The organism is Pseudomonas sp. WS 5503 (genome assembly GCF_012985385.1).
Lineage (GTDB): Bacteria > Pseudomonadota > Gammaproteobacteria > Pseudomonadales > Pseudomonadaceae > Aquipseudomonas > Aquipseudomonas paracarnis.
Genome location: NZ_JAAQWI010000007.1, coordinates 241,518 through 266,415, shown reverse-complemented (window position 1 = coordinate 266,415; position 24,898 = coordinate 241,518). Strand labels below are relative to the sequence as shown.

General features: G+C 61.2%; 18 protein-coding genes and 1 pseudogene. 7 read left to right on the top strand and 12 right to left on the bottom strand.

What is annotated here, in order from left to right:
* Positions 1–25: 25 nt before the first annotated feature.
* Positions 26–1,408, bottom strand: a complete 1,383-nt coding sequence (gene cysS / locus HBO10_RS19170) for a cysteine--tRNA ligase (RefSeq protein WP_034127906.1) — start codon at positions 1,406–1,408, stop codon at positions 26–28.
* 15 nt (positions 1,409–1,423) lie between these two features.
* Complete coding sequence (locus tag HBO10_RS19165) at positions 1,424–3,124, bottom strand: glutamine--tRNA ligase/YqeY domain fusion protein (RefSeq protein ID WP_003192174.1); 1,701 nt, start codon at positions 3,122–3,124, stop codon at positions 1,424–1,426.
* A 237-nt stretch (positions 3,125–3,361) separates the two neighbouring features.
* Between HBO10_RS19165 and HBO10_RS19160 the strand changes: the two genes are divergently transcribed.
* On the top strand, positions 3,362–3,865 hold the full coding sequence (locus tag HBO10_RS19160) for a peptidylprolyl isomerase (protein WP_003174772.1): 504 nt from the start codon (positions 3,362–3,364) through the stop codon (positions 3,863–3,865).
* Positions 3,862–4,611 (top strand): UDP-2,3-diacylglucosamine diphosphatase, encoded by a 750-nt coding sequence (lpxH, locus tag HBO10_RS19155; protein ID WP_014718941.1) that lies wholly within the window; start codon positions 3,862–3,864, stop codon positions 4,609–4,611. Before HBO10_RS19160 ends, lpxH begins: the two co-directional genes overlap by 4 nt.
* Positions 4,612–5,173: 562 nt before the next feature.
* Here the strand turns inward: lpxH and HBO10_RS19150 are convergent.
* The 7 genes from HBO10_RS19150 to HBO10_RS19120 all read right to left on the bottom strand — a co-directional run bounded on the left by HBO10_RS19150 (position 5,174) and on the right by HBO10_RS19120 (position 16,244).
* Complete coding sequence (locus HBO10_RS19150; RefSeq protein WP_020302329.1) at positions 5,174–6,703, bottom strand: DHA2 family efflux MFS transporter permease subunit; 1,530 nt, start codon at positions 6,701–6,703, stop codon at positions 5,174–5,176.
* A complete protein-coding gene (locus HBO10_RS19145) occupies positions 6,703–7,902 on the bottom strand; it encodes an HlyD family efflux transporter periplasmic adaptor subunit (RefSeq protein WP_034127907.1) in 1,200 nt (399 codons plus the stop codon). Before HBO10_RS19145 ends, HBO10_RS19150 begins: the two co-directional genes overlap by 1 nt.
* Positions 7,903–7,917: 15 nt before the next feature.
* A complete protein-coding gene (locus HBO10_RS19140) occupies positions 7,918–9,369 on the bottom strand; it encodes an efflux transporter outer membrane subunit (RefSeq protein WP_034127908.1) in 1,452 nt (483 codons plus the stop codon).
* Positions 9,366–9,839 carry a MarR family transcriptional regulator gene (locus HBO10_RS19135; RefSeq protein ID WP_014718945.1) on the bottom strand — a complete coding sequence of 158 codons (474 nt, stop codon included), beginning with the start codon at positions 9,837–9,839 and terminating at the stop codon, positions 9,366–9,368. The genes HBO10_RS19140 and HBO10_RS19135 overlap by 4 nt, the downstream gene beginning before the upstream one ends.
* Positions 9,840–10,115: 276 nt before the next feature.
* Positions 10,116–13,802 (bottom strand): translocation/assembly module TamB domain-containing protein, encoded by a 3,687-nt coding sequence (locus HBO10_RS19130; RefSeq protein WP_169922054.1) that lies wholly within the window; start codon positions 13,800–13,802, stop codon positions 10,116–10,118.
* A complete protein-coding gene (locus tag HBO10_RS19125; protein ID WP_034127910.1) occupies positions 13,802–15,529 on the bottom strand; it encodes an autotransporter assembly complex family protein in 1,728 nt (575 codons plus the stop codon). Before HBO10_RS19125 ends, HBO10_RS19130 begins: the two co-directional genes overlap by 1 nt.
* A gap of 64 nt (positions 15,530–15,593) precedes the next feature.
* Entirely contained in the window at positions 15,594–16,244 is a 651-nt protein-coding gene (locus HBO10_RS19120; RefSeq protein ID WP_034127911.1) for a GNAT family N-acetyltransferase, read from the bottom strand.
* Between the two features lie 168 nt (positions 16,245–16,412).
* Here HBO10_RS19120 and xthA point away from each other — a divergent pair, with 168 nt between their 5' ends.
* Complete coding sequence (gene xthA, locus HBO10_RS19115) at positions 16,413–17,225, top strand: exodeoxyribonuclease III (protein WP_034127912.1); 813 nt, start codon at positions 16,413–16,415, stop codon at positions 17,223–17,225.
* On the opposite strand, the pseudogene HBO10_RS31375 reads toward xthA, so the two are convergent.
* Positions 17,224–17,313 (bottom strand): annotated as a pseudogene (locus HBO10_RS31375) (outer membrane lipoprotein carrier protein LolA); the annotation flags it as partial. The gene xthA and the pseudogene HBO10_RS31375 sit on opposite strands and share 2 nt — an antisense overlap.
* Positions 17,314–17,420: 107 nt before the next feature.
* On the opposite strand from HBO10_RS31375, the gene HBO10_RS19110 reads away from it, so the two are divergent.
* Positions 17,421–18,752 (top strand): phosphate ABC transporter substrate-binding/OmpA family protein, encoded by a 1,332-nt coding sequence (locus HBO10_RS19110; RefSeq protein ID WP_034127913.1) that lies wholly within the window; start codon positions 17,421–17,423, stop codon positions 18,750–18,752.
* A gap of 146 nt (positions 18,753–18,898) precedes the next feature.
* Here the strand turns inward: HBO10_RS19110 and HBO10_RS19100 are convergent, their stop codons facing one another.
* Positions 18,899–20,128 (bottom strand): acyl-CoA dehydrogenase, encoded by a 1,230-nt coding sequence (locus HBO10_RS19100; protein WP_034127914.1) that lies wholly within the window; start codon positions 20,126–20,128, stop codon positions 18,899–18,901.
* Positions 20,129–20,279: 151 nt separating this feature from the next.
* Here HBO10_RS19100 and HBO10_RS19095 point away from each other — a divergent pair, with 151 nt between their 5' ends.
* Genes HBO10_RS19095 through HBO10_RS19085 form a run of 3 tightly spaced genes read left to right on the top strand, consistent with a single transcriptional unit; the run spans position 20,280 to position 22,574 of the window.
* The gene (locus tag HBO10_RS19095) at positions 20,280–21,209 is read left to right on the top strand and encodes a LysR family transcriptional regulator (RefSeq protein WP_034127915.1); all 930 of its coding nucleotides are present in this window, start codon (positions 20,280–20,282) and stop codon (positions 21,207–21,209) included.
* Positions 21,210–21,262: 53 nt separating this feature from the next.
* Complete coding sequence (locus HBO10_RS19090; RefSeq protein WP_003192195.1) at positions 21,263–21,655, top strand: MerR family DNA-binding transcriptional regulator; 393 nt, start codon at positions 21,263–21,265, stop codon at positions 21,653–21,655.
* A 16-nt stretch (positions 21,656–21,671) separates the two neighbouring features.
* Positions 21,672–22,574, top strand: a complete 903-nt coding sequence (locus HBO10_RS19085; RefSeq protein WP_034127916.1) for a hydroxymethylglutaryl-CoA lyase — start codon at positions 21,672–21,674, stop codon at positions 22,572–22,574.
* A 641-nt stretch (positions 22,575–23,215) separates the two neighbouring features.
* Here the strand turns inward: HBO10_RS19085 and HBO10_RS19080 are convergent.
* The gene (locus HBO10_RS19080; protein WP_034127917.1) at positions 23,216–24,847 is read right to left on the bottom strand and encodes an AMP-binding protein; all 1,632 of its coding nucleotides are present in this window, start codon (positions 24,845–24,847) and stop codon (positions 23,216–23,218) included.
* Between the last annotated feature and the right edge of the window lie 51 nt (positions 24,848–24,898).

Below are 24,898 nucleotides of genomic sequence, written 5' to 3'. Positions count from 1 at the left end.
TTATTCAGCGTGCAGCTATCAACGGTCAGTCAGCCAACCGCCACGTCGTCCCACCCTTGCCGTCTTCCAACACCACACCCATCGCGGTCAGTTGGTCGCGGATACGGTCGGATTCCGCCCAGTCTTTATTGGTGCGAGCCGCCAGACGCGCCTGGATCAGTGCATCTACCTCAGCGGCATCCACACGCCCTTCAGCGCCGGCTTGCAGGAAGTCATCGGCCTCCATCTGCAACACGCCCAGCACGCTGGCCAGTTCTTTCAGACGCGCCGCCAGGCCCGCCGCTGCGTCGATATCGGTCTCGCGCAAGCGGTTGATCTCGCGCACCATCTCGAACAGCACGGCGCAGGCTTCCGGGGTACCGAAGTCGTCGTTCATCACTTCGGTGAAGCGTGCCACGAAGGCCTCGCCGCCTGCCGGCGCCACCGCAGGCAAACCTTTCAACGCGTGGTAGAAACGCTCCAGGGCGCCCTTGGCGTCCTTGAGGTTGTCTTCCGAGTAGTTGATGGCGCTGCGGTAGTGGCTCGACACCAACAGGTAACGCACCACTTCCGGGTGGTACTTTTCCAGCACGTCGCGGATGGTGAAGAAGTTGTTCAAGGACTTGGACATCTTCTCGCCATTGATGCGGATCATGCCGCAGTGCATCCAGGCGTTGGCGTAAGTCTTGCCGGTGGCGGCTTCGCTCTGGGCGATTTCGTTTTCGTGGTGCGGGAACTCAAGGTCGCTGCCGCCGCCATGAATGTCGAAGGTCTCGCCCAGGCAGCAGGTGGACATCACCGAGCATTCGATGTGCCAGCCCGGACGCCCGGCGCCCCAGGGCGACTCCCAGCTCGGCTCGCCCGGCTTGGTGGCTTTCCACAGTACGAAGTCGAGCGGGTCTTGCTTGGCTTCGTCGACTTCGATACGCGCGCCGATGCGCAGGTCTTCGATCTTTTTACGCGACAGCTTGCCGTAGCCCATGAACTTGGCGACGCGGTAGTACACGTCGCCGTTGCCTGGGGCGTAGGCGTAGCCCTTGTCGATCAAGGTCTGGATCATCGCGTGCATGCCCGGGATGTGGTCCGTGGCACGCGGTTCCATGTCCGGCTTGAGGATGTTGAGGCGCGCCTCGTCCTCGTGCATGGCGGCGATCATGCGCTCGGTCAGCGCGTCGAACGACTCGCCGTTTTCGTTGGCACGGTTGATGATCTTGTCGTCGATGTCGGTGATGTTGCGCACGTACGTCAAGTCATAGCCGCTGAAACGCAACCAGCGGGTCACCAGGTCGAAGGCAACCATGCTGCGGCCGTGGCCGATGTGGCAGTAGTCGTACACGGTCATGCCGCACACGTACATGCGCACCTTGTTGCCGTCCAGCGGCTTGAAGACTTCTTTGGTCTTGCTGAGCGTGTTGTAGATCGTTAGCACGATGTTTCCCTTAAATCACTGGCCCCACGAATCTCGCAAGGTCACGGTACGGTTGAATACCGGAGCGCCTGGTTTCGAGTCCTTGATATCCGCGCAGAAGTAGCCTTCGCGCTCGAACTGGAAACGGTCTTCCGGCTGTGCGTCGCCAAGCGATGGCTCGGCACGACAACCAGTGAGTACTTGCAGGGAATCAGGGTTGATGTTGTCGAGGAAACTCGCGCTGTCTTCAGCCTTCTCAGGGTTTGGCGAGCGGAACAGACGATCGTACAGGCGCACTTCGCATTCGATGCTGGCAGCGGCCGGCACCCAGTGGACCACACCCTTGACCTTGCGGCCTTCAGGGTTCTTGCCCAGGGTGTCCGGATCGTACGAGCAGCGCAGCTCGACGATGTTGCCGTCGGCGTCCTTGATCGCTTCGTCCGCACGGATCACGTAACTGCCGCGCAGGCGCACTTCGCCGTTCGGCTCCAGGCGCTTGTAGCCTTTTGGCGGCTCTTCCATGAAGTCGTCACGGTCGATGTAGATCTCGCGGGCGAATGGCAACTTGCGCACGCCCAGCTCTTCTTTCTGCGGATGACGCGGCAGTTCGAGGTTCTCGACCTGGCCTTCCGGGTAGTTGGTGATCACGACTTTCAACGGGCGCAGCACGCACATGGCGCGCGGGGCGTTGGCGTCGAGGTCCTGACGGATGCTGAATTCCAGCATGCCGAAATCGACCACGCCGTCGGAGCGGTTGGTGCCGACCATATCGCAGAAGTTGCGGATCGACGCCGGGGTGTAGCCGCGACGGCGGAAGCCCGACAGAGTCGACATGCGCGGGTCATCCCAGCCATGCACGTGCTTTTCATCGACCAGTTGCTTGAGCTTGCGCTTGCTGGTGATGGTGTAGTTCAGGTTCAGGCGGCTGAACTCGTACTGACGTGGGTGCGCCGGGACCGGCAGGCTGTCCAGGAACCATTCATACAGTGGGCGATGGCTTTCGAACTCCAGGGTGCAGATGGAGTGGGTGATGCCTTCGATGGCGTCCGACTGACCGTGGGTGAAGTCGTAGTTGGGGTAGATGCACCACTTGTCACCGGTCTGGTGGTGATGGGCGTGGCGGATGCGGTACATGATCGGGTCGCGCAGGTTCATGTTCGGCGAGGCCATGTCGATCTTGGCGCGCAGCACGCGGGCGCCGTCCGGGAACTCGCCGGCGCGCATACGGTTGAACCAGTCCAGGTTCTCTTCCACCGAACGGTCGCGGAACGGGCTGTTCTTGCCCGGCTCGGTCAGCGTGCCACGGTATTCCTTGGCCTGCTCCGGGGTCAGGTCGTCCACATAAGCCTTGCCGGCCTTGATCAGCTCGACGGCCCAGTCGAACAACTGGTCGAAATACTTGGAGGCATAGCGCACTTCACCGGACCATTCGAAGCCCAGCCACTTGATGTCGCTTTCGATGGCGTCGATGTATTCCTGGTCTTCCTTGGCCGGGTTGGTGTCGTCGAAACGCAGGTGCGTGACGCCACCGAACTCCTGGGCCAGGCCGAAGTTCACACAGATCGACTTGGCGTGGCCGATGTGCAGGTAGCCGTTGGGCTCAGGTGGGAAACGGGTGACGATCTGCGTGTGCTTGCCCGAATCCAGGTCCGCCTGGATGATCGGGCGCAGGAAATTGACCGGGACGGCAGGTCCGGCCTTGGTATTCGAGGTAGGGTCGACAGTGGGCTTGCTCATAGGATCCTTGAACAGACAGGTGCGTGGCCAGGTGGGGCCAGATAAAACAAAGGGCTCATAATAGCCGAAGCAGTCAAGACACATACAGAGCGCGGCCAATTAATTGCCCGGGCGGTAAAAAACCACCTCGAATTTCCCGCAGGGCACGCTAAACTGCGCGCCTTGGCCGTCGTTTAGCCAGACAGGTAAGGTGCCCAGGCGCCCACACCCACGAATTCCCTGAAAAGAGTAGCGAACATGACTCAAGTCAAACTGACCACCAACCACGGTGACATCGTTATCGAGCTGAACGCCGAGAAAGCGCCGATCACCGTCGCCAACTTCATCGAATACGTCAAAGCCGGCCACTACGAAAACACTGTTTTCCACCGTGTCATCGGTAACTTCATGATCCAGGGCGGCGGTTTCGAGCCGGGCATGAAAGAGAAGAAAGACAAGCGTCCAAGCATCCAGAACGAAGCGGACAACGGCCTTTCCAACGACAAGTACACCGTCGCCATGGCCCGTACCATGGAGCCGCATTCGGCCTCCGCGCAGTTCTTCATCAACGTCGCCGACAACGCCTTCCTGAACCACAGCGGCAAGAACGTGCAGGGTTGGGGCTACGCGGTGTTCGGTAAAGTCACCGAAGGCACTGACGTTGTCGACAAGATCAAAGGCGTCTCGACCACCTCCAAGGCCGGTCACCAGGACGTTCCAGCCGAAGACGTGATCGTCGAGAAAGCCGAGATCGTTGGGTGATATTGCTGATTTCAGATTTGCATCTGGAAGAGGAGCGCCCGGACATCACCCGGGCGTTTCTGGATCTGCTCCACGGCCGCGCCCGTGGCGCCCAGGCGTTGTACATTCTGGGGGACTTCTTCGAAGCCTGGATTGGCGACGATGGCATGACCCCCTTCCAGCGTTCCATCTGCGCGGCTCTGCGTGAGCTGAGCGACAGCGGCACCCCGATTTTCATCATGCACGGCAACCGTGATTTCCTGATCGGCAAGGCGTTCTGCAAAGCGGCAGGCGCTACCTTGCTCAAGGACCCGACGGTCGTGCAGTTGTATGGCGAACCCGTGCTGTTGATGCACGGCGACAGCCTCTGCACCCGCGACCTCGGCTATATGAAGCTGCGGCGCATCCTGCGTAACCCGGTTGTACTGTTTATCCTGCGCCACCTGCCCTTGGGCACGCGTCACAAACTGGCGCGCAAGTTGCGCAGTGAGAGCAGCGCTCAAGTGCGCATGAAGGCCAACGACATTGTCGATGTCACCCCTGAAGAAGTGCCACGGGTGATGCAGCAGTTCGGCGTGCGCACCCTGGTCCACGGCCATACCCACCGCCCCGCCATCCATAAGTTGCAGATCGGCGACCAAGCGGCCAAGCGCATTGTGCTGGGGGACTGGGACAAGCAAGGGTGGGCGCTGCAGGTGGATGAGCAAGGGTTTCAGCTGGCGGCGTTTGACTTCGTCAACCCGCAGTTGGCGTTGCCTGGCGCCTGAACCTCTGACACAACACCGTTCAACCTGTGGGAGCTGGCTTGCCTGCGATAGCCATAGGTGTCTACACAACTTCGGTACGGCGCTGACCCTGTGGCGAGGGAGCTTGCTCCCGTGACGGACTGACAACCGACGCTGATCTAGCTGACGCACGCGATCCAAATGTGGGAGCTGGCTTGCCTGCGATAGCGGCCTGACAGCCAACACAGCTGGATTGTGTACATATCCATCCCTGCGGTAACGGCTACTTAGGGTTCCGTCCTGACGGCGGGTCGCTTTCGAAAAGCGCGAAAGTAACCAAAGCGCTCTTGCCCCACCACTCGGCACCTCGCTTAGGCTCGGTGTGCCCGAACACAGGCCAGCGTGGTTTAACGGGGCGCCTGAGATCAAGATCAAAAGCAGATCAAGATCAAGAGCGACTCGCTTCGCATCGTGGTTACCGTCCACCGTTACAGCGTTATGTAGATACCTATGCTGCGATAGCATCACCTCGGTGCATCTGATACACCGAGGTGTCTGCATCGCAGGCAAGCCAGCTCCCACAGGGACCGCGCTGACCTTACAATCAGTGCCCCGAAGCCGCAGGCCCGGCCTTCGCCGTGAACGGTGGCTTGGCCAGCCACACCAGCAACATCAAGCCCATGAACATCCACCCCAGCAACGTGAAGTAATCCACGGTGGACATCATGTACGCCTGGCTGGTGAGAATCTGGTCCAGTTGGGTATAGGCCTTCTGCCCTGCCCCGCCCAGCGCCTGCAACGCATCGCGGGTGGTCGAGTCGTAGACGGTCATGTTCTCGCTCATGTAGGCATGGTGCTGGTCGGCCCGGCGAATCCAGATCCAGGTTGTCAGCGAGGCCGCGAAGCTGCCGCCCAAGGTGCGCAGGAAGGTCGCAAGCCCCGCGCCGTCGGCAATCTGGTGCGGCGGCAGGTCGGACATCAGGATGCTCAAGGTCGGCATGAAGAACAGCGCCACGCCGATGCCCATGAACAGCTGCACCATGGCGATATGGGTGAAGTCCACTTCGTTGGTGAAACCGGCGCGCATGAAGCAGCTCAAGCCAATCGCCAGGAACGCCAGGCCCGCCAGCAGGCGCAGGTCGAACTTGTGCGCGTACTTGCCCACGAATGGCGACATCAGCACCGGCAAAATGCCGATCGGCGCCACCGCCAGCCCGGCCCAGGTGGCGGTGTAGCCCATCTGGGTTTGCAGCCACTGCGGCAGGATCAGGTTGATGCCGAAAAAGCCCGCATAACCGAGGATCAGCACAATGGTACCGATCCTGAAGTTACGGTGTGCGAACAGCCGCAGATTGACCACCGGGTGCTTGTCGGTCATCTCCCAGATCACGAACACCGCCAGGGCAATCACCGAAATGGCCGCACCGATGATGATGAAGTTGGACTCGAACCAGTCCAGGTCATTGCCCTTGTCGAGGATGATCTGCAAGGCTCCCACACCGACGATCAGGCTCAGCAGCCCAACGTAGTCCATCGGCTGGTAACTGGTGACCACCGGGCGTTTCTTCAACTGCGAGCGAACCACCATCACCGCGAAGATACCGATGGGCACGTTGATGAAAAAGATCCACGGCCAACTGTAGCTGTCGGTGATCCAGCCACCGAGGATGGGCCCGGCAATCGGCGCCACCACCGTGACCATCGCCAATAACGCCAGGGCCATGCCGCGCTTGGCCGGAGGGTAGACCGCAATCAACAAGGTCTGGGTCATCGGGTACAACGGCCCGGCGACCAAGCCTTGCAGCACCCGAAAGCCGATCAACTCAGGCATCGAGGTGGAAATACCGCACAGGAACGACGCCAGCACAAACAGCAGGGTCGCCCACAAAAACAGCTTCACCTCGCCAAAGCGCCGGCTCAACCAACCGGTGAGCGGCAAGGCGATGGCGTTGCTCACCGCAAACGAGGTGATCACCCAGGTGCCCTGCTCCGAACTCACCCCCAGGTTGCCGGAGATCGTCGGCAACGCCACGTTGGCGATGGTGGTGTCGAGCACCTGCATAAAGGTCGCCAGCGACAGGCCAATAGTGGCCATCAACAGGCTGGGTGGCGTGAACGAGGCGTTATTGCTCATCAGCGTTGCGCAGCCTTGGGAGCGGCGACGCTGTTGTCATGGATCAACTGGTTGATCATGGCATCGGCCTCGGCCAATTGGCGGTCATACACGTTGGTGGTGAACGAGGCTTTTTGCGGCGCCTGTTGCGCCAGCACCGGGCCGCTCTGGTCGTGCAGGTCTACGTTGACCACGGTGCTCAAGCCCACTCGCAGCGGGTGTTTGGCCAGCTCTTCGGCGTTGATATGGATGCGCACCGGTACCCGCTGCACGATCTTGATCCAGTTGCCGGTGGCGTTCTGCGCGGGCAGCAAGGCGAACGCGCTGCCCGTGCCGGCGCCAAGGCTGTCGACGGTGCCGCTGTACTTGACGTCGCTGCCGTAGATGTCCGACTCGATATCCACCGGCTGGCCGATGCGCATATCCCGCAGTTGGGTTTCCTTGAAGTTGGCGTCGATCCACAGCTGGTCCAGCGGGATCACCGCCATCAGCGCCGTGCCCGGCTGGACGCGCTGGCCCAGTTGCACGGTGCGCTTGGCCACATAGCCGGTGACCGGCGCGATCAAGGTGCTGCGGGCATTGGTCAGGTACGCCTGGCGCAGTTGCGCGGCGGCCGCTTGCACATCGGGGTGGGACGAAATCACCGTGTCATCCACCAGGGCATTGGTGGTTTTCAGTTGTTGCTCAAGGTTGGTCAAGGCGTTCTTGGCGGCGGTCAGGCTGTCGCGAGCGTGAGACAGTTCTTCCTGGGAAATCGCGCCGCCCTGGGCCAGGGTCTTGCGGCGGTTGTAGTTGTCCTGGGCGGTTTGCACATCGGCTTTCTGCGCATTGACCTGGGCTTTCATGCCATCGACGTTGCTGTACAGGCCGCGTACTTGGCGCACGGTGCGGGCCAGGTTGGCCTGGGCACTCTGCAGGCCGACGGCGGCGTCGTTGGGGTCGAAGTTGATCAGCACCTGGCCTTCATGGACTAGGTCGCCATCGTCGGCGCCAATGCTGACCACGGTGCCGGTGACCAGCGGGGTGATTTCCACCACGTTGCCGTTCACATAGGCGTCGTCGGTGCTTTCATTGAAGCGCCCGTAGAACTCATACCAGGCCCACACGCCCACCACACTCAGGATGACGATCAGCGCCAGGCCGATCAGCATCACTTTGCGTTTGCGGGGGTTGGTGTCTTTGGGTTGTTCGGTTGCGTTGTTGCTGTCGGCAGTGGCCATGACAAATACCTCAAATTATTCCGTGCGTGTAGCTGGGGTGGTCGCGGCCACGCTGTTGACGTGGTACCCGCCACCCAGGGCCTGCATCAATTGAATCGACAGGTCGATCTGCGCCGCATTCAGGGTGGCCAGCTGACGCTGGGCCTGCAGCAATTGCTGCTCGATGCTGAGCACATCCAGGTAGTTACCGATGCCTGAGCTGTAGCGTTGCACCCCGGTGTCGTAGGACTGCTGCGCGATGTCGGCGGCATGTTGCTGGGCCTGGATCTGCCGCCCGGTGTCGCGCAGTTGGGACAGGCTGTTGCCGATATCGCCCAAGGCTTGCACCAGGGTTTTGTTGTACTGGGCCACGGCCAGGTCGTAGTCGGCGTCGCGGGCATCGAGATCAGCACGCAGACGGCCGCCGTCAAAGATCGGCAGCGAAATCGTCGGCGCAATGTTGAAGAAGCGGCTGGCCGAACCGAACATCGCATCGCCCAGCAACGACTCGGCACCTGCGCTCGCGCTCAGGTTGAGGTTGGGGTAGAAGCGGGTCTTGCTGGCATCGATGTTCTTGCTCGCGGCCTCTACGCGCCAACGTGCGGCGACCAGGTCCGGGCGACGGCCAAGCAACTCGGCAGGCAACACCGCCGGCACGGCCACGGCGCTGGGTTTGAGCACCGCTGGGCGCGCCAACTCGTCACCGCGGTCCGGGCCTTTGCCGAGCAACACAGCCAACGCGATCTTGGCGCTTTGCAGTTGTTTTTCCGCGTCAATCAGTTGCGACTGAGAGCTGGCTTCCAGGCTCTCGGTCTGCTGGAACTGGTACTCGCTGTCGATACCGGAACTCAGGCGGCGCTTGCTCAGGTCGAGCATCTGGCGGGTACGCTTGAGGTCATCGACGGCCAGGTCACGCACGATATGGGCCTGGCCCAGGTCGCTGTAGGCCTTGGCCACGTTCGCGGCCAGTGTCAGGCGCGCGGCCTGCTGGTCGACTTCGGCAGCACGGGCCTCGCCCAACGCCGCTTCCCAGGCGGCGCGCTGGCCGCCCCACAGGTCGAAGTTGTAATTGAAGCTGGCGCCGATGTTGCGCACCGTCGAATAGGCATCGCCCTGCCCGCGTGGGTCCTGGTCCTTGGCCAGGCGCGAACGGCTCACGCCGGCGCTGGCATCCAGGGTCGGCATACGGGCGGCGTTGGCGGCATAGGCCGCCGCTTCGGCCTGGTGGGCGCGGGCGTCGGCGACTTGCATGTCGGGGCTGTTCTGCAGGGCTTCCTGGATCAGGCCGTCAAGCTGTGGGTCGCCCAAGCTTTTCCACCAGTCAGCGGCCGGCCAGGCGGCGCTCGACAGCGTCACGCCGCTCAGGGATTTGCCGGTGTGCAGGGTATTGGCGTCGAGGCGCTGGCCCTGGGTGTCGAGGCCGCTGTAGTTGGCACAACCGGCCAACGTCATCGCCGCCAGCACCAGGCTGAATGCGCGTGTGTTCATGATCTACCTACCCGCTGGATCGTGATGGGGTCACCCGCAGCGATCAGCATTTTCTTCAGGATCCGCTCCAGGGTTTCCAGCTCGCCCGGCTCAAGCACGCCGGCCAACTGGTTAAGGGCCTTGGCGCCAATGTGCGGCAGCATGTCCGCCAGGCGCTGGCCCTCGGCGGTCAGCACCAACTGCACCTGGCGGCGATCCAGCTCGGAACGCTTGCGGCTGAGCAAGTCTTTTTGCTCCAGACGGTCGAGCATGCGCGTCATCGAACCGCTATCCAGGGATAGGTTGCGGCACAGCTCCGCCGGGGTATCGACGCCGAACTGGGCCATGATGATCAACACCTTGAACTGCGCGGCGGTGATGCCGTGGGGTTCCATATGGGTGTCGATGATGCGGTCCTTGAGGATCGCGGCGCGGCCCAGCAACAGCCCGAGGTGGCAGTTGTGGAAGTTGTCAGGGGTGAAGTGAGGCATCGAAAGTCACCTTATTACTGCCTAGGCAGTGAATGTGTGACGAGATGTTACTGCTTAGGCAGCGAATGTCAAATGGAATAATTAGGTTGCTTGGTAGTTGAGTAACTTAGAGCCTTGGACAGCAATCAAATCAGCGAGAGTCCAGTTAAGGCTTTTTGTAGGAGCGAGCTTGCTCGCGAAAAAACTCACGGGCACCGCGTGCATTCAGGATGCACGCGTTATCGTTGACGTTTTTCGCGAGCAAGCTCGCTCCTACATTTTTTGATCGGGCAAGGTTTAGAAATCGCGCTTGTAGAAGATATCCAGGGAACTCGCTACGCCCGTGGCCACTTCCAAGTACACCTTCTTGCTCAGCAGGTAGCGCAAGGCAATGGTGTTAGCCGGCTCGAACACCCCTACCCCATAACGCAAGCTGAGCTTCTCGTTGATCTTGCCGCTGGCCACCACGGCGGTGCTGTTACCCGTACCCTGGGTGTCCAGATCAAAATCCTGAATCCCCAGCTTATTGGCAATATCCGAAGTCACGCCAGCGCTGCCCATCAAGCCCAGGCCCAGGGCGGCTTCGGCGAGCATGTTGTTGTCTTCGCCAGTGTTGGTGCGCGAACGGCCCAGCACCAGGTATGACAACGCATCTTCCTGGGCCATGGCCGGCTCGGAAAAGATCTGCGTGGTGGGTTGTTCGGCGCTGCCGCTCAGGCGGATACCTGCGGTGACCGTGCGGCTGGATTCGGTAACGATGCGCACCGCTTCGATATCCAGGAACGGCTGGTCCAAGGGCCCCGCGAACAACAGGCGTGCGCGGCGCACATTGAGGCGCTGGCCGTAGGCACGGTAGCGGCCGTCGTTGAGCCACAGCTCACCACGGGTGTCCATGTTGTCGCCGATATGCACATGGCCCTGAACCTTGGCGGTGAGGCCGAAGCCGGCGAAGTTGAGCTGGTCTTCGCCTACCTCCACGTCGATATCCATGGCCATGGCCATCGGCGCTTTGCCCTCTTCGGTCTGGCTGCCGATGATCACGGTGTCGTCGGACACCTTGACCGTCGAAGGCGGCAGTTCGCGCACGGTGATGTCGCCACGGGGGATGTGGACTTTACCGGTAATCGCCAGTTTGTCGTCCTTGAGGCTGATCTTCAGGTCGGGGGCCACTTCCAGCTTGGCGTAGGGCTCCACGGTGACCGGCAGTTGCGAGCCTTTGAGGCTGAGGTCGACCACCAGGGCACGGCCCCAGTCGATCTGCCCCGTGAGGCTGCCCTGCCCGGCCTTGCCGCTGCGCCAGCCACCGTTGAGCTGCACGCTTTCACCGGCGATCTGCGCCTGCAGGTTCAGGCCCTCGAGGCTGATGGGCAACTCCGGCCCGGAGACTTCACCGTCCACCAGGTTCAAGTTGCCGTTGACCTGCGGCGTGAGCAACCCGCCGGAGATGCGGCCGCTGCCGTTGAGCTTGCCGGTGAGTTTTTCAACCATTGGCACAAAGGGCCGCGCCACGGCGAGGTCCAGGCCAGTAAGGCTGAAGTTGCCGGTGATTGGCTTGTTGTTTGGCAGCGGGTTGATCTGCGCCTGCAACAACAACTCGCCGAGCTTGCCGCCACGGAAATTGAGCTGGGTGTCGATGCGCTTGGGGTTGAGGGTGGTTTCCAGTTTCAGGGTGTCGTAGGGGAAATCCAGCCACTGGCCTTTGTCGCGCACGCGCAGGGTGCCGCCACTGGCGTCCACCGCGACCACACCTTTTGGGCCGCTCTGGGGCAGGTCCAGTTGCACATCGGCGTTGAGCCTGCCCTGCCAGGCGAAGTCTTTGGGCAAGAACCCCGCGAGGCTGTCGAGAGGGAATTGCTTGAGGTGGTAACGCAACTTCGGCTCGGGCATCAGGCGCTGGTCTTCACCACACAGGCTGGCGCCGCCGGAGACCCAGCAGTGCGCGCCAAAGGTCAGCTTGCCATCGGCCAGGCGTTCGATCTTCGCCGGGGCTTGCAGCCGCCAGTCTTGGCCACCGGCTTGCACGTCGCCACTGGCCAGGCGCCCGCGCCAGTTGTCTTTGTCAAGGTTGCCGTCCAAGGCCAGGGCCAGTTTGACCAGCGGGCCAGTCAGCGCCAGCTGGACTTTCTGGTTCTTGATATCGCCCTGGGCGCTGGCGGTGAGGTTGCCGACTTGCGTCTCGCCGCTTTGAATGCCGTTGGCCTTGAGGTCGAGCTTGGCGCGCTGGGCGCTATCGAGGTTGGCGTCCAGGTTGAGGCTTTGCAGACGGTTGTCGGCAAAGGCCAGTTGCTGACCCTTGAGGTCGAGCTTGCCTTGAGGGGCTTTCAAGGTGCCGGCCACCTCGACACGCCCGTTGACTTGCCCACGCAGTTGCGGCCAGAGCTGGGCCAGGCGCGCCAGCTTGATGTCGATCTGCCCGGCCAGACGCTGTTGCAGGCTGCCGCTGCCGTTGATGCGGTTGTCGCCCAGGCGGATGTCCAGGTTGGCGAGGGTCCATTGTTCGCCGGCGCCTTCGGCCTTGGCGGCGAGCACGGCGGTTTGGCCGCGCAGGCGACCCTTGAGGTCCAGGTCGGCGTTGAGCTTGAGCTGTTCGTTCTTGAACTCGCCTTTGCTGCGCAGCGGCCCGGCCAGGGTGCCGGGCAACTCTGCGACCCAGTAGGCGGGGTTCAGCGCCGACAGATCCAGGGCGGTGTCCCAGGCAATGCCGTCGGCAAATTGCAGGTTCAGGTGGCCTTCGGCCTTGCCTTGGCCGGCACTCAGTTTCAGCTCAGGCAGGAAGACCTGCTTGAGGTCGCCACTGAAGGGGGTGACCACATTGAACTTGCCCGCCGGGCCGTCGAGGTCAGCCTTGAGATTGCCCAGGTAGTTGCCGTCTTTATAGGAGATTTCACCGTTGAAGGTGCGCAAGGCCACTTGCGGTTCGTCGATGACCGGATAGAGGCGATGCCAGGGGAAGTCCAGCCAGTCGATCTTGGCGTCCGCGCTGAAGCCTTGTTGCCAGTCCAGGTTGGCACTGAGTTTGAGGCTTTGCTTGTCACCCGCCGTCAGGTCCAGGCCGGCAATCTGTGCGCCCTTGGCGTCAACCTTGCCCTTGAGCAGTAAATCCACCGGGCCGTTTTCGGCCGGTAGCACGGCCTTGCCCAGCAACTGGTAGCCATTGCTCAGGTCGCCTTTAGCGTTCAAGTCCAGTTGGTTGAGTTGCAGGGTATCGGGCAGGTCTGCGCTGGGTTTGAACGACTCGGAGGTGATGTGCGCCTGCGCCGGCAGGTTTTCCACCAGGGGTTGCAGCTCGCCAGTGAGCTTGGCCGGCAGATAGCCGCTGCTGTCGGCGTCGAGCTTGAGGGTCTTGAGCAAGTCGCCGTCGAGCTTGAGAGCAACGCTCCAGGGCGCGCCGCCCGGCGCATAGGGCAAGCTCAGGTTACCGGTGGCATTCAACGGCCAATCGCCGCTGGGTTGCAGCAGACCGGCGAGGTCCAGTACCAGATCGTCGCGCTGCAGATGCACCGAGTCGATCTGCAGGCCGGCGGTAGTCCAGTGCGCCACCAGTTGCAGGCCCTTGAGTTCTTCATTGCCGTTGAACAGCAGGCTGCCAATGCGAACATCGCCCAACTGGAGCGAAACCGGCAGCTTCAGGTCGGGCAGTTGAATCGGCCCGCTGTCGCTCTCTTCGGCACTGGGGGCGAATTCCAGGCTGACCTGTTCCACATCCAGTCGGTTGATGCACAGGGTCATGCGCAGCAGGCATCCGGGGGACCAGTCAAACGTCGGTGCATTCAGCTCGACGCGGCTGCCATCCTGCTGCCACAGCAAATGATCGGCACTCCACTGCCCGCCCAGGCGCCCCTGGAAATTTTCCACGCTCAAACCTGGCACCTGGCCCAAGGCCCAGCGACTGCCCGCCTGGGTGCCAAGCACTGACCACAGCGCCAACAACAGCAAGGCGAGGATGGCAACCAACGCCAGCCCCGCTATTTTCAAACCACGCATCACAGCTCAGGCCCCATGGAAAAGTGCAAGCGAATGCCGCCCGGATCTTCGAGGGCATGGGCCAGGTCGAGGCGAATCGGCCCCACCGGCGACACCCAGCGCACGCCGACGCCCACGCCGGTTTTCAGGCTGGGCAAGTCCAGGTTGTTGAACGAGTTGCCCTGGTCGACAAAGGTCGCGATACGCCATTTATCGGTGATGGAATATTGATACTCAGCGCTCAAGGCCACCATGTAGCGGCCACCGATGCGGTCGCCCCTATCGTTCTCGGGCGATAGCGTCTGGTACTCGTAGCCGCGCACGCTCTGGTCACCACCGGCAAAGAAGCGCAACGACGGCGGCACGGATTTGTAGCCGTTGGTGGCACTACCGCCAAATTGTGCACGCCCCAGAAAGCGGTGGTTGTCCCACAAGGTGGTCAGGCCTTTGACGGTGGCCGTGCCGTAAAGCAGGTTGGTGTCAGACCCCAGCCCCTCTTTGGCGACCTTGGTGTCGAACATCAGGCGGTAGCCATGATGCGGGTCGATGCGGTTGTCACTGCGCAGGTAGGAATAGCTCACGCCAGGCATCAGCAGGTTACTCAGGCCCGAGTCATTGCCCAGGCGGTATTCCTCGCGTTGGTACTTGAGTGAGATCACCCGCGTCCAGCCACTGGGCAACTTGCTGTGCCATTCGGGGCCGATGGTGAGCAGCTTGCTCAGGGTATCAGTGTTGGCGATCTCTTCATTCTGGTAGCCGCCGGCAAAGCGCAACTTGTCGGTAAGCGGCGGGTCAAGCGGGATGTCGTACCACAAGCCGACGTTCTGCCGCGGTGCCGACAACTCGGCTTCCCAGCCATAACTGTGGCCCTGGGGGTTGACCCAATGGCGCGTCCAGTTGGCTTTGCCCCGTGGGCCGACGTCGGTGGAGTAACCCAGGCCCAGGCCCATGGTGCGCGGCTTGCGGGTGTCCAGTTGCACCGCCACCGGGATCACGTCATCGGTGGCGGCGGTGGGGCTGGCGTCGACGCGCACGCCTTCGAAGAAGCCACTGGCTTGCAGGTTCTGGTTGAGTTCGGCGACCAGTTCGGAGTCATAGGGTGTGCCGGGCTTGAACGGCACCATGCGCTGCAACAGCTCTTCATCAAAGGGCGTGTCGCCGGTGAAGCTGACCTTGCCCATGCTGTAGCGTGGGCCGCTGTCGTAAATGAGTTCGATGTCGGCCACGCCCGCTTGAGGGTCTACGGCAAGTTTCTGGCTGGTGAAACGCCCGCTGAAAAACCCGTAGCGCGAGGCCTGGTTCTGGATCAGGCGCTTGGCGTCTTCGTAATGGCCGTGATTGAGCACGGCGCCGGGCTTGAGGTCGTCGCTGGCGGGCACGCGAAAGGTCTTGAGACTCGCGGCCTGGCCGTCGACCCTTATGGTGACGTCGCGCAAGTGCACCGGTTCGCCGGGGTCGATGGTGAGCGTCAGGCGCGGGTTCTTGCCGCCCTTCACATCGCTGTTGATCTGTGGCTGATAGTAGCCCAGGGCCTGCGCGGCTTTGCGCGCCTGCTCCTCGGCGCCACGGCTGAACCGCAGCAAGGCTTCTTCATCACGATCGCCCACACCGCCGATATAGCCTTCGATGTTGGCTTTCAGCGCGTCGTTCGAGGGTTTGATCCGCACGTCCAGCTCGCTTTGCGCAAATGCGCCGCAGCTCGTGAACAGCAGAATCAAGCCGCTGGTAAATCTTCCTGGAAACTTCATAGGCGCGGATGCTACACGAGCGAGAGAGGAACTATGAACCCGGATTCTTCTGAATAATTCTGTCTCAAGCCGTTGCAGGATGTAACGCCTGGGGATTGGGATGGAAAAACACATGCTCGCGCACCGGCCCTACGGCGACTTCGCCGATTTCCTCATAGCCCTGTCGCTTGTAGAAATCCAAATAACGGGAGTTACCGGTGTCGAGCACCACGCCGGATGAATGCGGGTCGTCGGCACACCAATTGTGTACCGCTTCCAGCAACTGCTCACCATGGTGCTTGCCCTGGAACTGCGGGTGAATGCCCAGCAGCGGCAGCACATGCACAGACGTGTTGGGCAGGCACGCCATGACGGCATGATGGTATTCCAGATAACGCCGCGTACCGCGCACGCCGGTGCTCAGCCACATGCGGATTTGCCAGGCCCAGCTTTCGGTGATGCCCAGGCGCCGCTGGGGCGGTGCAATCAGGGCAATGCCGATCAGCCGGTCGTTGACGAACAGGCCGATGGCCGGGAGTTTCTGGAAAAAATGCTGCTTGACCAGTTCGCGCACAGTGGCACGTACTCGCTGTTCATAGCCCGCCCGCTCGGCTTCGAAGATGTAGGCAAAGGTCGGCTCATGGCGATACGCCTGGTACAGCAGGGATCGCGCTTCACGGGAGTAGCCGCTATTGAGCAGGCGGATTTCGGCAGTGGCCGTCGAAGTGTCTGGCATAACAGTCAATCTCCCTGGGCGCCACTCAAACATGGCGTTCTTATGGGTACGAACCTGCACAGCTCCAGTCGTTCCCAGACATTAGCAGCGCATTCATCCTGCCGCCACGCTGGCCCCCATCCGACTTGTCGGCTAGCATCGCCCTTTTGCCAGACTGGACTGCCGACCATGAAAATCGTCTCCTTCAATATCAACGGGCTGCGTGCTCGCCCTCATCAGTTGGCGGCGCTGATTGAAAAGCATCAACCGGACGTGATCGGTTTGCAGGAAACCAAGGTCCACGATGATCAGTTCCCGTTGGCCGAAGTGCAGGCCCTGGGTTATCACGTGTACTACCACGGGCAGAAAGGCCACTACGGGGTGGCCCTACTCTCGCGCAAAGAAGCGTTGAGCGTGCACAAAGGCTTTGCCAGCGATGAAGAAGACGCCCAGCGCCGGTTTATCTGGGGCACCTTCGCCGACGAAAACGGCCACCCAGTGACCATCATGAACGGCTACTTCCCCCAAGGCGAAAGCCGCGACCACCCAACCAAGTTCCCGGCCAAGCAGCGCTTCTATGAAGACCTGCAGCAATTGCTGGAAAGCCAGTTCAGCAATGACCAGGCGCTGGTGGTGATGGGCGACGTGAACATTTCCCCAGAGGACTGCGACATCGGCATCGGCGCCGACAACGCCAAGCGCTGGCTGAAAACCGGCAAGTGCAGCTTCCTGCCGGAAGAACGCGAGTGGATGGCACGCTTGAAGAACTGGGGCCTGGTGGACAGCTTCCGCCACCTCAACCCGGACGTGACCGACCGCTTCAGCTGGTTCGATTACCGCAGCCGTGGCTTTGAGGACGAGCCCAAGCGCGGGCTGCGCATCGACGTGATTTTGGCATCCACCGGGTTGGTGCCACGGGTCAAGGATGCGGGGGTGGATTACGACTTGCGCGGGTTGGAGAAACCGTCGGACCATGCGCCGATCTGGTTGGAACTGAGCTGATTGTAGGAGCGAGCTTGCTCGCGAAGAACTTGAGGGCGCCGCGTTTATTCAGGAAGCCCGCGTTATCGTTGACGTTTTTCGCGAGCAAGCTCGCTCCTACAGGAGATCAGGGGTGCCAGCCCCGTGTCGGTCATATGGCTGCAATCCAACTGACTTAATCTTGTGGCACTCCCTTTGGCCTAAGAAGGTGCCGGCATGATGCTGCGCGTTCTGTTCCTGTGTTTTGCAATCGCACTCCCCGCCGTGGCGGCCCCTCTGTCCATTCCCGACCAAGGCCCGGCCCTGCGCATCCAGGGCTCCAACACCATCGGCGCGGCACTCGGCCCGGCGCTGGTCAAAGGCTTGATGGAGTATCAGGGCTTGCAGGATGTGCGTGCTGAACCGGGTGCCGGGGTGAATGAGCAGCGCGTGGTTGGCAAGACACGCCAAGGCCAGACGGTCACCATCGAGGTGGCGGCCCACGGTTCCAGCACCGGCTTTGCGGCGCTGAAAAACAACCGCGCCGACCTCGCCGCAGCGTCCCGCCCGATCAAAGACAGCGAGTTGGTGGACCTCGACCCCCTGGGGGACTTGAAAACCCCAGGCGCCGAGCATGTGATCGCCATTGATGGCCTGGCAATCATCGTCAACCCGCGCAACCCGCTCAATAGCCTCAACACCGAGCAATTGGCGCAAATCTTCAACGGCGAGGTCAGCACCTGGGAGGCACTGGGAGGTACAGGCGGGACCATTCATTTATATGCCCGGGATGATCAATCCGGCACCTTCGACACCTTCCGGGAACTGGTGCTGAGCCGCCGCGGCCAACCGCTCGCGCCGTTGGCCAAGCGCTTTGAATCCAGCGAACAGCTTTCCGATGCGGTGAGCCAGGACCCCCAGGGCATCGGTTTTATCGGCCTGCCCTCTGTGCGCCAGGCCAAGGCGGTGGCGATTGTCGACGGCGACTCGCAACCGATGTTGCCGCTGACCAGCCTGATCGCCACCGAGGATTACCCGCTGTCACGTCGGCTGTTCTTCTACTTGCCGCCCTCTTCCCGCAACCCATGGGCCAAGGCGTTGGTGGAGTTTTCCCAAGGCAGCAAGGGCCAGGCGATTGTGGCTGCCAATGGCTTCATCGCCCAGCAGGTGCAAGCGATCGGTGTGGCGCCGCGCCCGTCGATGCCCGACGATTACCAGGCCATCGCCCGAGACGCTCAGCGCCTGACGGTGAATTTTCGCTTCGACGAGGGCAGCGCCAGCCTCGATAATAAGGCGCGCCAGGATGTGCAGCGGGTGGTCGCCTATATCAGAAGCCACGGCAAGCTGAATAAACAGGTGACGCTGGTGGGGTTTGGCGACACCAAGAATGATCCGCAACGTGCGGCGCTGCTATCGAAGTTGCGGGCGATGGCAGTGCGCCGAGAGCTGGTCAAGAGCGGCGTGGTGCTCAAGGATATTCGCGGGTTTGGCGCGCAGATGCCGGTGGCGGCCAATACTGCGGATGAAGGCCGGATCAAGAATCGGCGAGTGGAGGTTTGGGTGTACTGAAGATCGTTGAAGATCGTTCCCACGCTCCGCGTGGGAATGCCGCTCTGGACGCTCCGCGTCCGCTCTTGAGAGGATGACGCAGAGCGTCACGGGAGGCGTTCCCACGCAGTGGGAACGATCGTAGAGCGTGGGAACGATCATCAGTGTTACTGCCCGCCGCGCATCAATTCCCGAGGCACATATTTGCCAATCTCGAACTTGCCAATCGCCGCACGGTGCACTTCGTCCGGGCCGTCGGCCAGGCGCAGGGTGCGTTGCATGGCGTACATATAGGCCAGCGGGAAGTCGTTGGACACCCCGGCACCGCCGTGCATCTGGATCGCGCGGTCGATGACCTTCAAGGCCACATTCGGTGCCACCACCTTGATCTGGGCGATTTCGCTTTTCGCCACTTTGTTACCCACGGTGTCCATCATGTACGCCGCTTTCAAGGTCAGCAGGCGGGCCATGTCAATTTCCATGCGTGAGTCGGCGATCTTGTCGATATTGCCGCCCAACCGCGCCAAAGGCTTGCCAAAGGCAGTGCGGCTGACCGAGCGTTTGCACATCAACTCCAATGCGCGTTCGGCCATGCCGACCGAACGCATGCAGTGGTGAATGCGGCCAGGGCCAAGGCGGCCCTGGGCGATCTCGAAGCCACGGCCTTCGCCCAGCAACACGTTTTCATAAGGCACACGCACATTGTCGAACAGCACTTCGGCATGGCCGTGGGGCGCATCGTCGTAACCGAATACCGGCAGCGGCCGCAGGATTTTCACGCCTGGGGTATCGACCGGCACCAGGATCATCGAGTGCTGCTGGTGACGCGGCGCATCGGGGTTGCTCAGGCCCATGAAGATCAGGATCTTGCAGCGCGGGTCGCAGGCGCCGGAGGTCCACCACTTCTTGCCGTTGATCACCCACTCGTCGCCCTGGCGTTCGGCGCGGGCGGCCATGTTGGTGGCGTCCGAGGACGCCACATCCGGTTCGGTCATGGCAAAAGCCGAGCGAATCTCGCCGCGCAGCAAGGGTTCGAGCCAGCGCTGTTTCTGTTCTTCGTTGGCGTAGCGCACCAGCACTTCCATATTGCCGGTGTCGGGAGCGGAGCAGTTGAATGGCTCCGGGCCGAGCAACGAGCGGCCCATGATTTCCGCCAAGGGTGCGTATTCAAGGTTGGTCAGGCCAGCGCCCAGTTCGGATTCCGGCAGAAACAGGTTCCACAAGCCCTCGGCCTTCGCCTTGGCCTTGAGTTCTTCCATGATCGCCGTGGGCTGCCAGCGATCACCTTCGCTGACTTGGCGTTCGAACACCGGTTCGGCCGGGTAGACATAAGCGTCCATGAACGCAGTGACGCGTTCACGCAGTTCCTGAACCTTGGGCGAATAGGCGAAATCCATGAGCAGCTCCCTTCTTTGAGAGGTTGTTTAGGTCATGCATTCGATGCTAGAACAGCGCTGATAATTTACCTAGCCTATTCTCGCCGTGTATTAACATTCATCACCGATATATGATCGGCGTATGAGCACCTCACAATAAGAGCGCAACGAAATGAATCTGAGCAAGGTCGATCTCAACCTCTTCATCGTCTTTGATGCGATCTACACCGAAGCCAACCTGACCCGCGCCGGCCAGATCGTCGGTATCACCCAGCCGGCGGTGTCCAACGCCCTGGCGCGGTTGCGCGAGACCTTCAACGACCCGCTGTTCGTGCGTACCGCCCAAGGCATGGTGCCCACGCCCATGGCGCAAAACATCATCGGCCCGGTGCGCAATGCGTTGTCGTTGCTGCGCGTGTCCGTGCAGGAAAGCCGCATCTTCAACCCGCAGCAGGCGGCCAAGACCTACCGTATCAGCATGACCGACCTGACCGAGGCCGTGATCCTGCCGCTGCTGTTCCAGCGCCTGCGTCGCCTGGCGCCTACCGTGATGATCGAGAGTTTCCTGTCCAAACGTCGCGAAACCACCAAGGAACTGGCCGCCGGGCGCCTGGATTTTGCCGTGGATGCGCCGCTCAATACCGACCCGCAGGTGCGTCACGTCAAGCTGATGGAAGACCGCTACGTGTGCGCCATGCGCAAGGGCCACCCGATGGCGGGCAAGGATAAATTCACCCTGGATGATTACCTGTCGCTGACCCATATCCATATCTCCAGCCGCCGCAACGGTTTGGGCTATGTGGACCTGGCCTTGGGCAAGATGGGCATTCAACGCAAGATCGCCCTGCGTTCCCAGCACTACCTGATGGCCTATCAGGTGTTGCAACAGACCGACATGGTGATGACCGTGCCCGAGCGTTTCGCCCGTCGTCATGAACTGCACTGGTTCCAACTGCCAGTCAACAGCGTGCCGCCGCTGGAAACCCATTTGTACTGGCACGAAAGCACCGACCAGGACCCGGCGAACCGCTGGATGCGTGAACAGATGATCGAGTTGTGCCAGCAGGTGACGGCCCAGGAAAAGAAAGCCCAGCAGCCTTGACGTTTACGTCAACCTGCAATTAGCTTAGCGCCAAGACTTCCTTGAGCACCGCCATGAGCACCACCTACAGCATCTCCGACCTCGCCCGCGAGCTCGACATCACCACCCGCGCCATTCGTTTCTATGAAGAACAAGGCCTGCTGGCCCCGGAACGTCGGGGCCAGGAGCGCATTTACTCGGCGCGGGACAAGGTCAGCCTCAAGCTGATCCTGCGTGGCAAGCGCATCGGCTTCTCCCTGGCCGAATGCCGCGAACTGATCGAACTCTACGACCCCACCGGCGGCAACCAGATCCAACTCAACAGCATGCTGGCCAAGATCGCCGAGCGCCGTGAACAGTTGGAACAGCAACTGCTGGATATCGAACAGATGAAGCTGGAACTGGACACCGCTGAAGAGCGTTGCACCCAGGCCCTGGCGCAGACCATCAGCCAAGCCGGCCATTGACCAGAAGGTAACTGCCATGTCCCTCCCCTCCCACGTACGCCTGGTTGAAGTCGGCCCGCGCGACGGTTTGCAGAACGAAGCCCAGCCCATCAGCGTGGCGGATAAAGTCCGATTGGTAGACGCCTTGAGCGCCGCTGGCTTGAGCTATATCGAAGTCGGTAGTTTTGTCTCGCCCAAATGGGTGCCGCAAATGGCAGGTTCAGCCGAAGTGTTTGCGCAGATCCAGCGCAAGCCCGGCGTGACCTATGGCGCACTGGCACCGAACCTGCGCGGGTTCGAGGATGCGCTGGCGGCCGGGGTCAAGGAAGTCGCGGTGTTCGCGGCGGCGTCCGAGGCGTTCTCCCAGCGCAATATCAATTGTTCCATCAGCGAGAGCCTGGAGCGCTTTGCACCGATCATGGCCGCCGCCAAGCAGCACGGCGTCAGCGTGCGCGGCTATGTGTCCTGTGTACTGGGTTGCCCCTATGAAGGCGATATCGCCCCGGAGCAAGTGGCGGCGGTCGCCCGCGAGCTGTATGCCATGGGCTGCTATGAAGTGTCCCTGGGCGACACCATCGGTACCGGCACGGCGGGCGCTACCCGGCGCCTGTTCGAAGTGGTCGGCGCACAAGTGCCACGGGACAAGCTGGCCGGGCACTTCCACGACACCTACGGGCAGGCCATCGCCAACATCTATGCCAGCCTGCTGGAGGGCATCACGGTGTTCGACAGCTCTATCGCAGGCCTGGGCGGCTGCCCCTACGCCAAGGGCGCCAGCGGTAACGTCGCCACCGAGGACGTGCTGTACCTGCTCAACGGCCTGGGTATCGACACGGGTATCGACCTGGAACGCTTGATTGGCGCCGGCCAGCAGATCAGCCAGGTGCTGGGACGGCCTACGGGTTCCCGCGTGGCGAAGGTGCGTAACGCAGGTGAGTAGCACAGCTGTGACAATGTGTTACCGCACACCGGCATAACGGGTAACGCGGGAACAAAATCCGCCGTGCGAACTGAAAGAAAATACTGACAAAAAAACCAACTCGTTGATTTTAAAGGCTTTTAAAAAGTTGGCACGCCTTCTGCTATCTCTATGGCATAACAAGAATAAAAAGCGCCAAACCTAATAAAAATAAGACGAAACGACTCTGACATAACAAAAACAACACGGCAGAGACGCAGCTAACAGATTTTTTTGGAGAAGATGTGCTTCCCAGGGTACGGCATGCCGCAACCCGCAACCGGATAGAGAAAAATAAAACTACCTCAGGTAGCTACCCACTGGTTGGATCGTTTACGAAGAAGCAGGTCAGCGTTCAAAAAAATACGTTTGCTCTTGACCCCGGATGGGGGTCGCCAAAAAAGCGGTACGGGCCACGGCTACCAAAAACAACAACAGGCCGCCCCTCAATAATAAGAAAAGAGCACGCAACGACAAATTAAAGGGGACCTTCGGGTCCCCTTTGTGCTTTCTGGGTTTAACTATTTTGGTGGCGCAGCAGGTTCGCGGGGTATCAGGTAGATGTGGGCCGGCAGTCAGGCCGCCATCGCAGGCAAGCCAGCTCCCACAGGGGTTTGACGTTGTCAGCGCGCTTGCAGCTCCTGGATGGAAATCTCGCGCATGCGAAACTTCTGGATCTTGCCCGTGACTGTCATCGGAAACTCATCCACGAATTTGAAATGCCTGGGCGTCTTGAAATGGGCGATGCGGTCCTTGCACCAGCTCAACAACTCCAGCTCGTTGGCCACTTGACCGGGATGGAACTTGATCCAGGCAACAATCTCTTCGCCATAACGCTCATCCGGGATGCCAACGATCTGCACGTCCGCCACGGCCGGATGAGTAAAGAAAAACTCTTCCAGCTCCCGCGGGTAAACGTTCTCGCCACCGCGAATGATCATGTCCTTGTTACGCCCGGCGATGCACACGTAACCCTGCTCATCCATGGTCGCCAGGTCGCCGGTGTGCATCCAGCCGGCCTCATCGATGGACTCGCGAGTGCCGTCGGGGTTGTTCCAGTAACCGAGCATCACGCTGTAGCCGCGTGTACACAGTTCACCGATCACGCCCCGGGCCACGGTGTTACCGACCTCGTCGACAATCTTGGTTTCCAGTTGCGGTTGGGTGCGGCCCACCGTGGTAACACGCCGCTCGATATCGTCATCCGCGCCGGTCTGCAGCGACACCGGGCTGGTTTCAGTCATGCCATAGGCAATCTGCACCTCTCCCATGTGCAGCTCATGGATGACCCGACGCATCACCTCGATGGGGCATGTCGCCCCGGCCATGATCCCGGTGCGCAGGCTGGACAAGTCGAACTCGGCTCGGCGTGGGTGATCGAGCAGCGCGATAAACATGGTCGGCACGCCATATAAGCCGGTGGCTTGTTCTTCGGCGACGGCGTTCAGCGTCAGCAACGGGTCGAAGCCGTCATTGGGGTAGATCATGGTGGTGCCGTGGGTGATACAACCGAGGTTCCCCATGACCATGCCGAAGCAGTGATACAGCGGCACCGGGATCACCAGGCGGTCCCCTGCCGTCAGGCCCAGGCTTTCACCGACCATGTAACCGTTATTGAGGATGTTGTGGTGACTGAGGGTGGCGCCCTTGGGGAAGCCGGTGGTGCCGGAGGTGTACTGGATATTCACGGGTTGATCGAAATGCAGGCTGGCCTGGCGGCTGTGCAGGTGCTCGGGCGGCACGCCTGCGCCAAGCGCCGCCAACTGCGACCAGGGCATGAATGCCGGCGGCGGGCTGGGGTCGAGGCTGATAAGGCCGCGCAAGTCGGGCTTCAACGCCTGGAGCATGGCGTGGTAATCGGAGCTTTTGAACGAGCCGGCGCATACCAGCCATTGGCAGCCGGATTGTTTGAGCACGTAGTCCAACTCGCTGCTGCGATAGGCCGGGTTGATATTGACCAGGATCACCCCGAGCTTGGCGCTCGCCACCTGGCAGATCAGCCACTCGGCACAGTTAGGCGCCCAGATACCCAGGCGGTCGCCGGTTTGCATGCCCAAGGCGAGGAACGCGCGGGCGTGCAGCTCAACCGTCTCGGCCAGCTGCCGCCAGGTGTAGCGCTGCTGCTGGTGGCGCACCACCAAGGCTTCGCCATCTGGATGCTGAGCGACGGTGCGATCGAATGCCTGGCCAATGGTCATGGCCAGCAAGGCCTTGTCCTGGGAGCCACGGCTGTAACTCTGGTTCGGTTGATCCATAACGACCCCTGTTATCTTTTTTGTAGGTTGACGTATACGTAAACTACGATT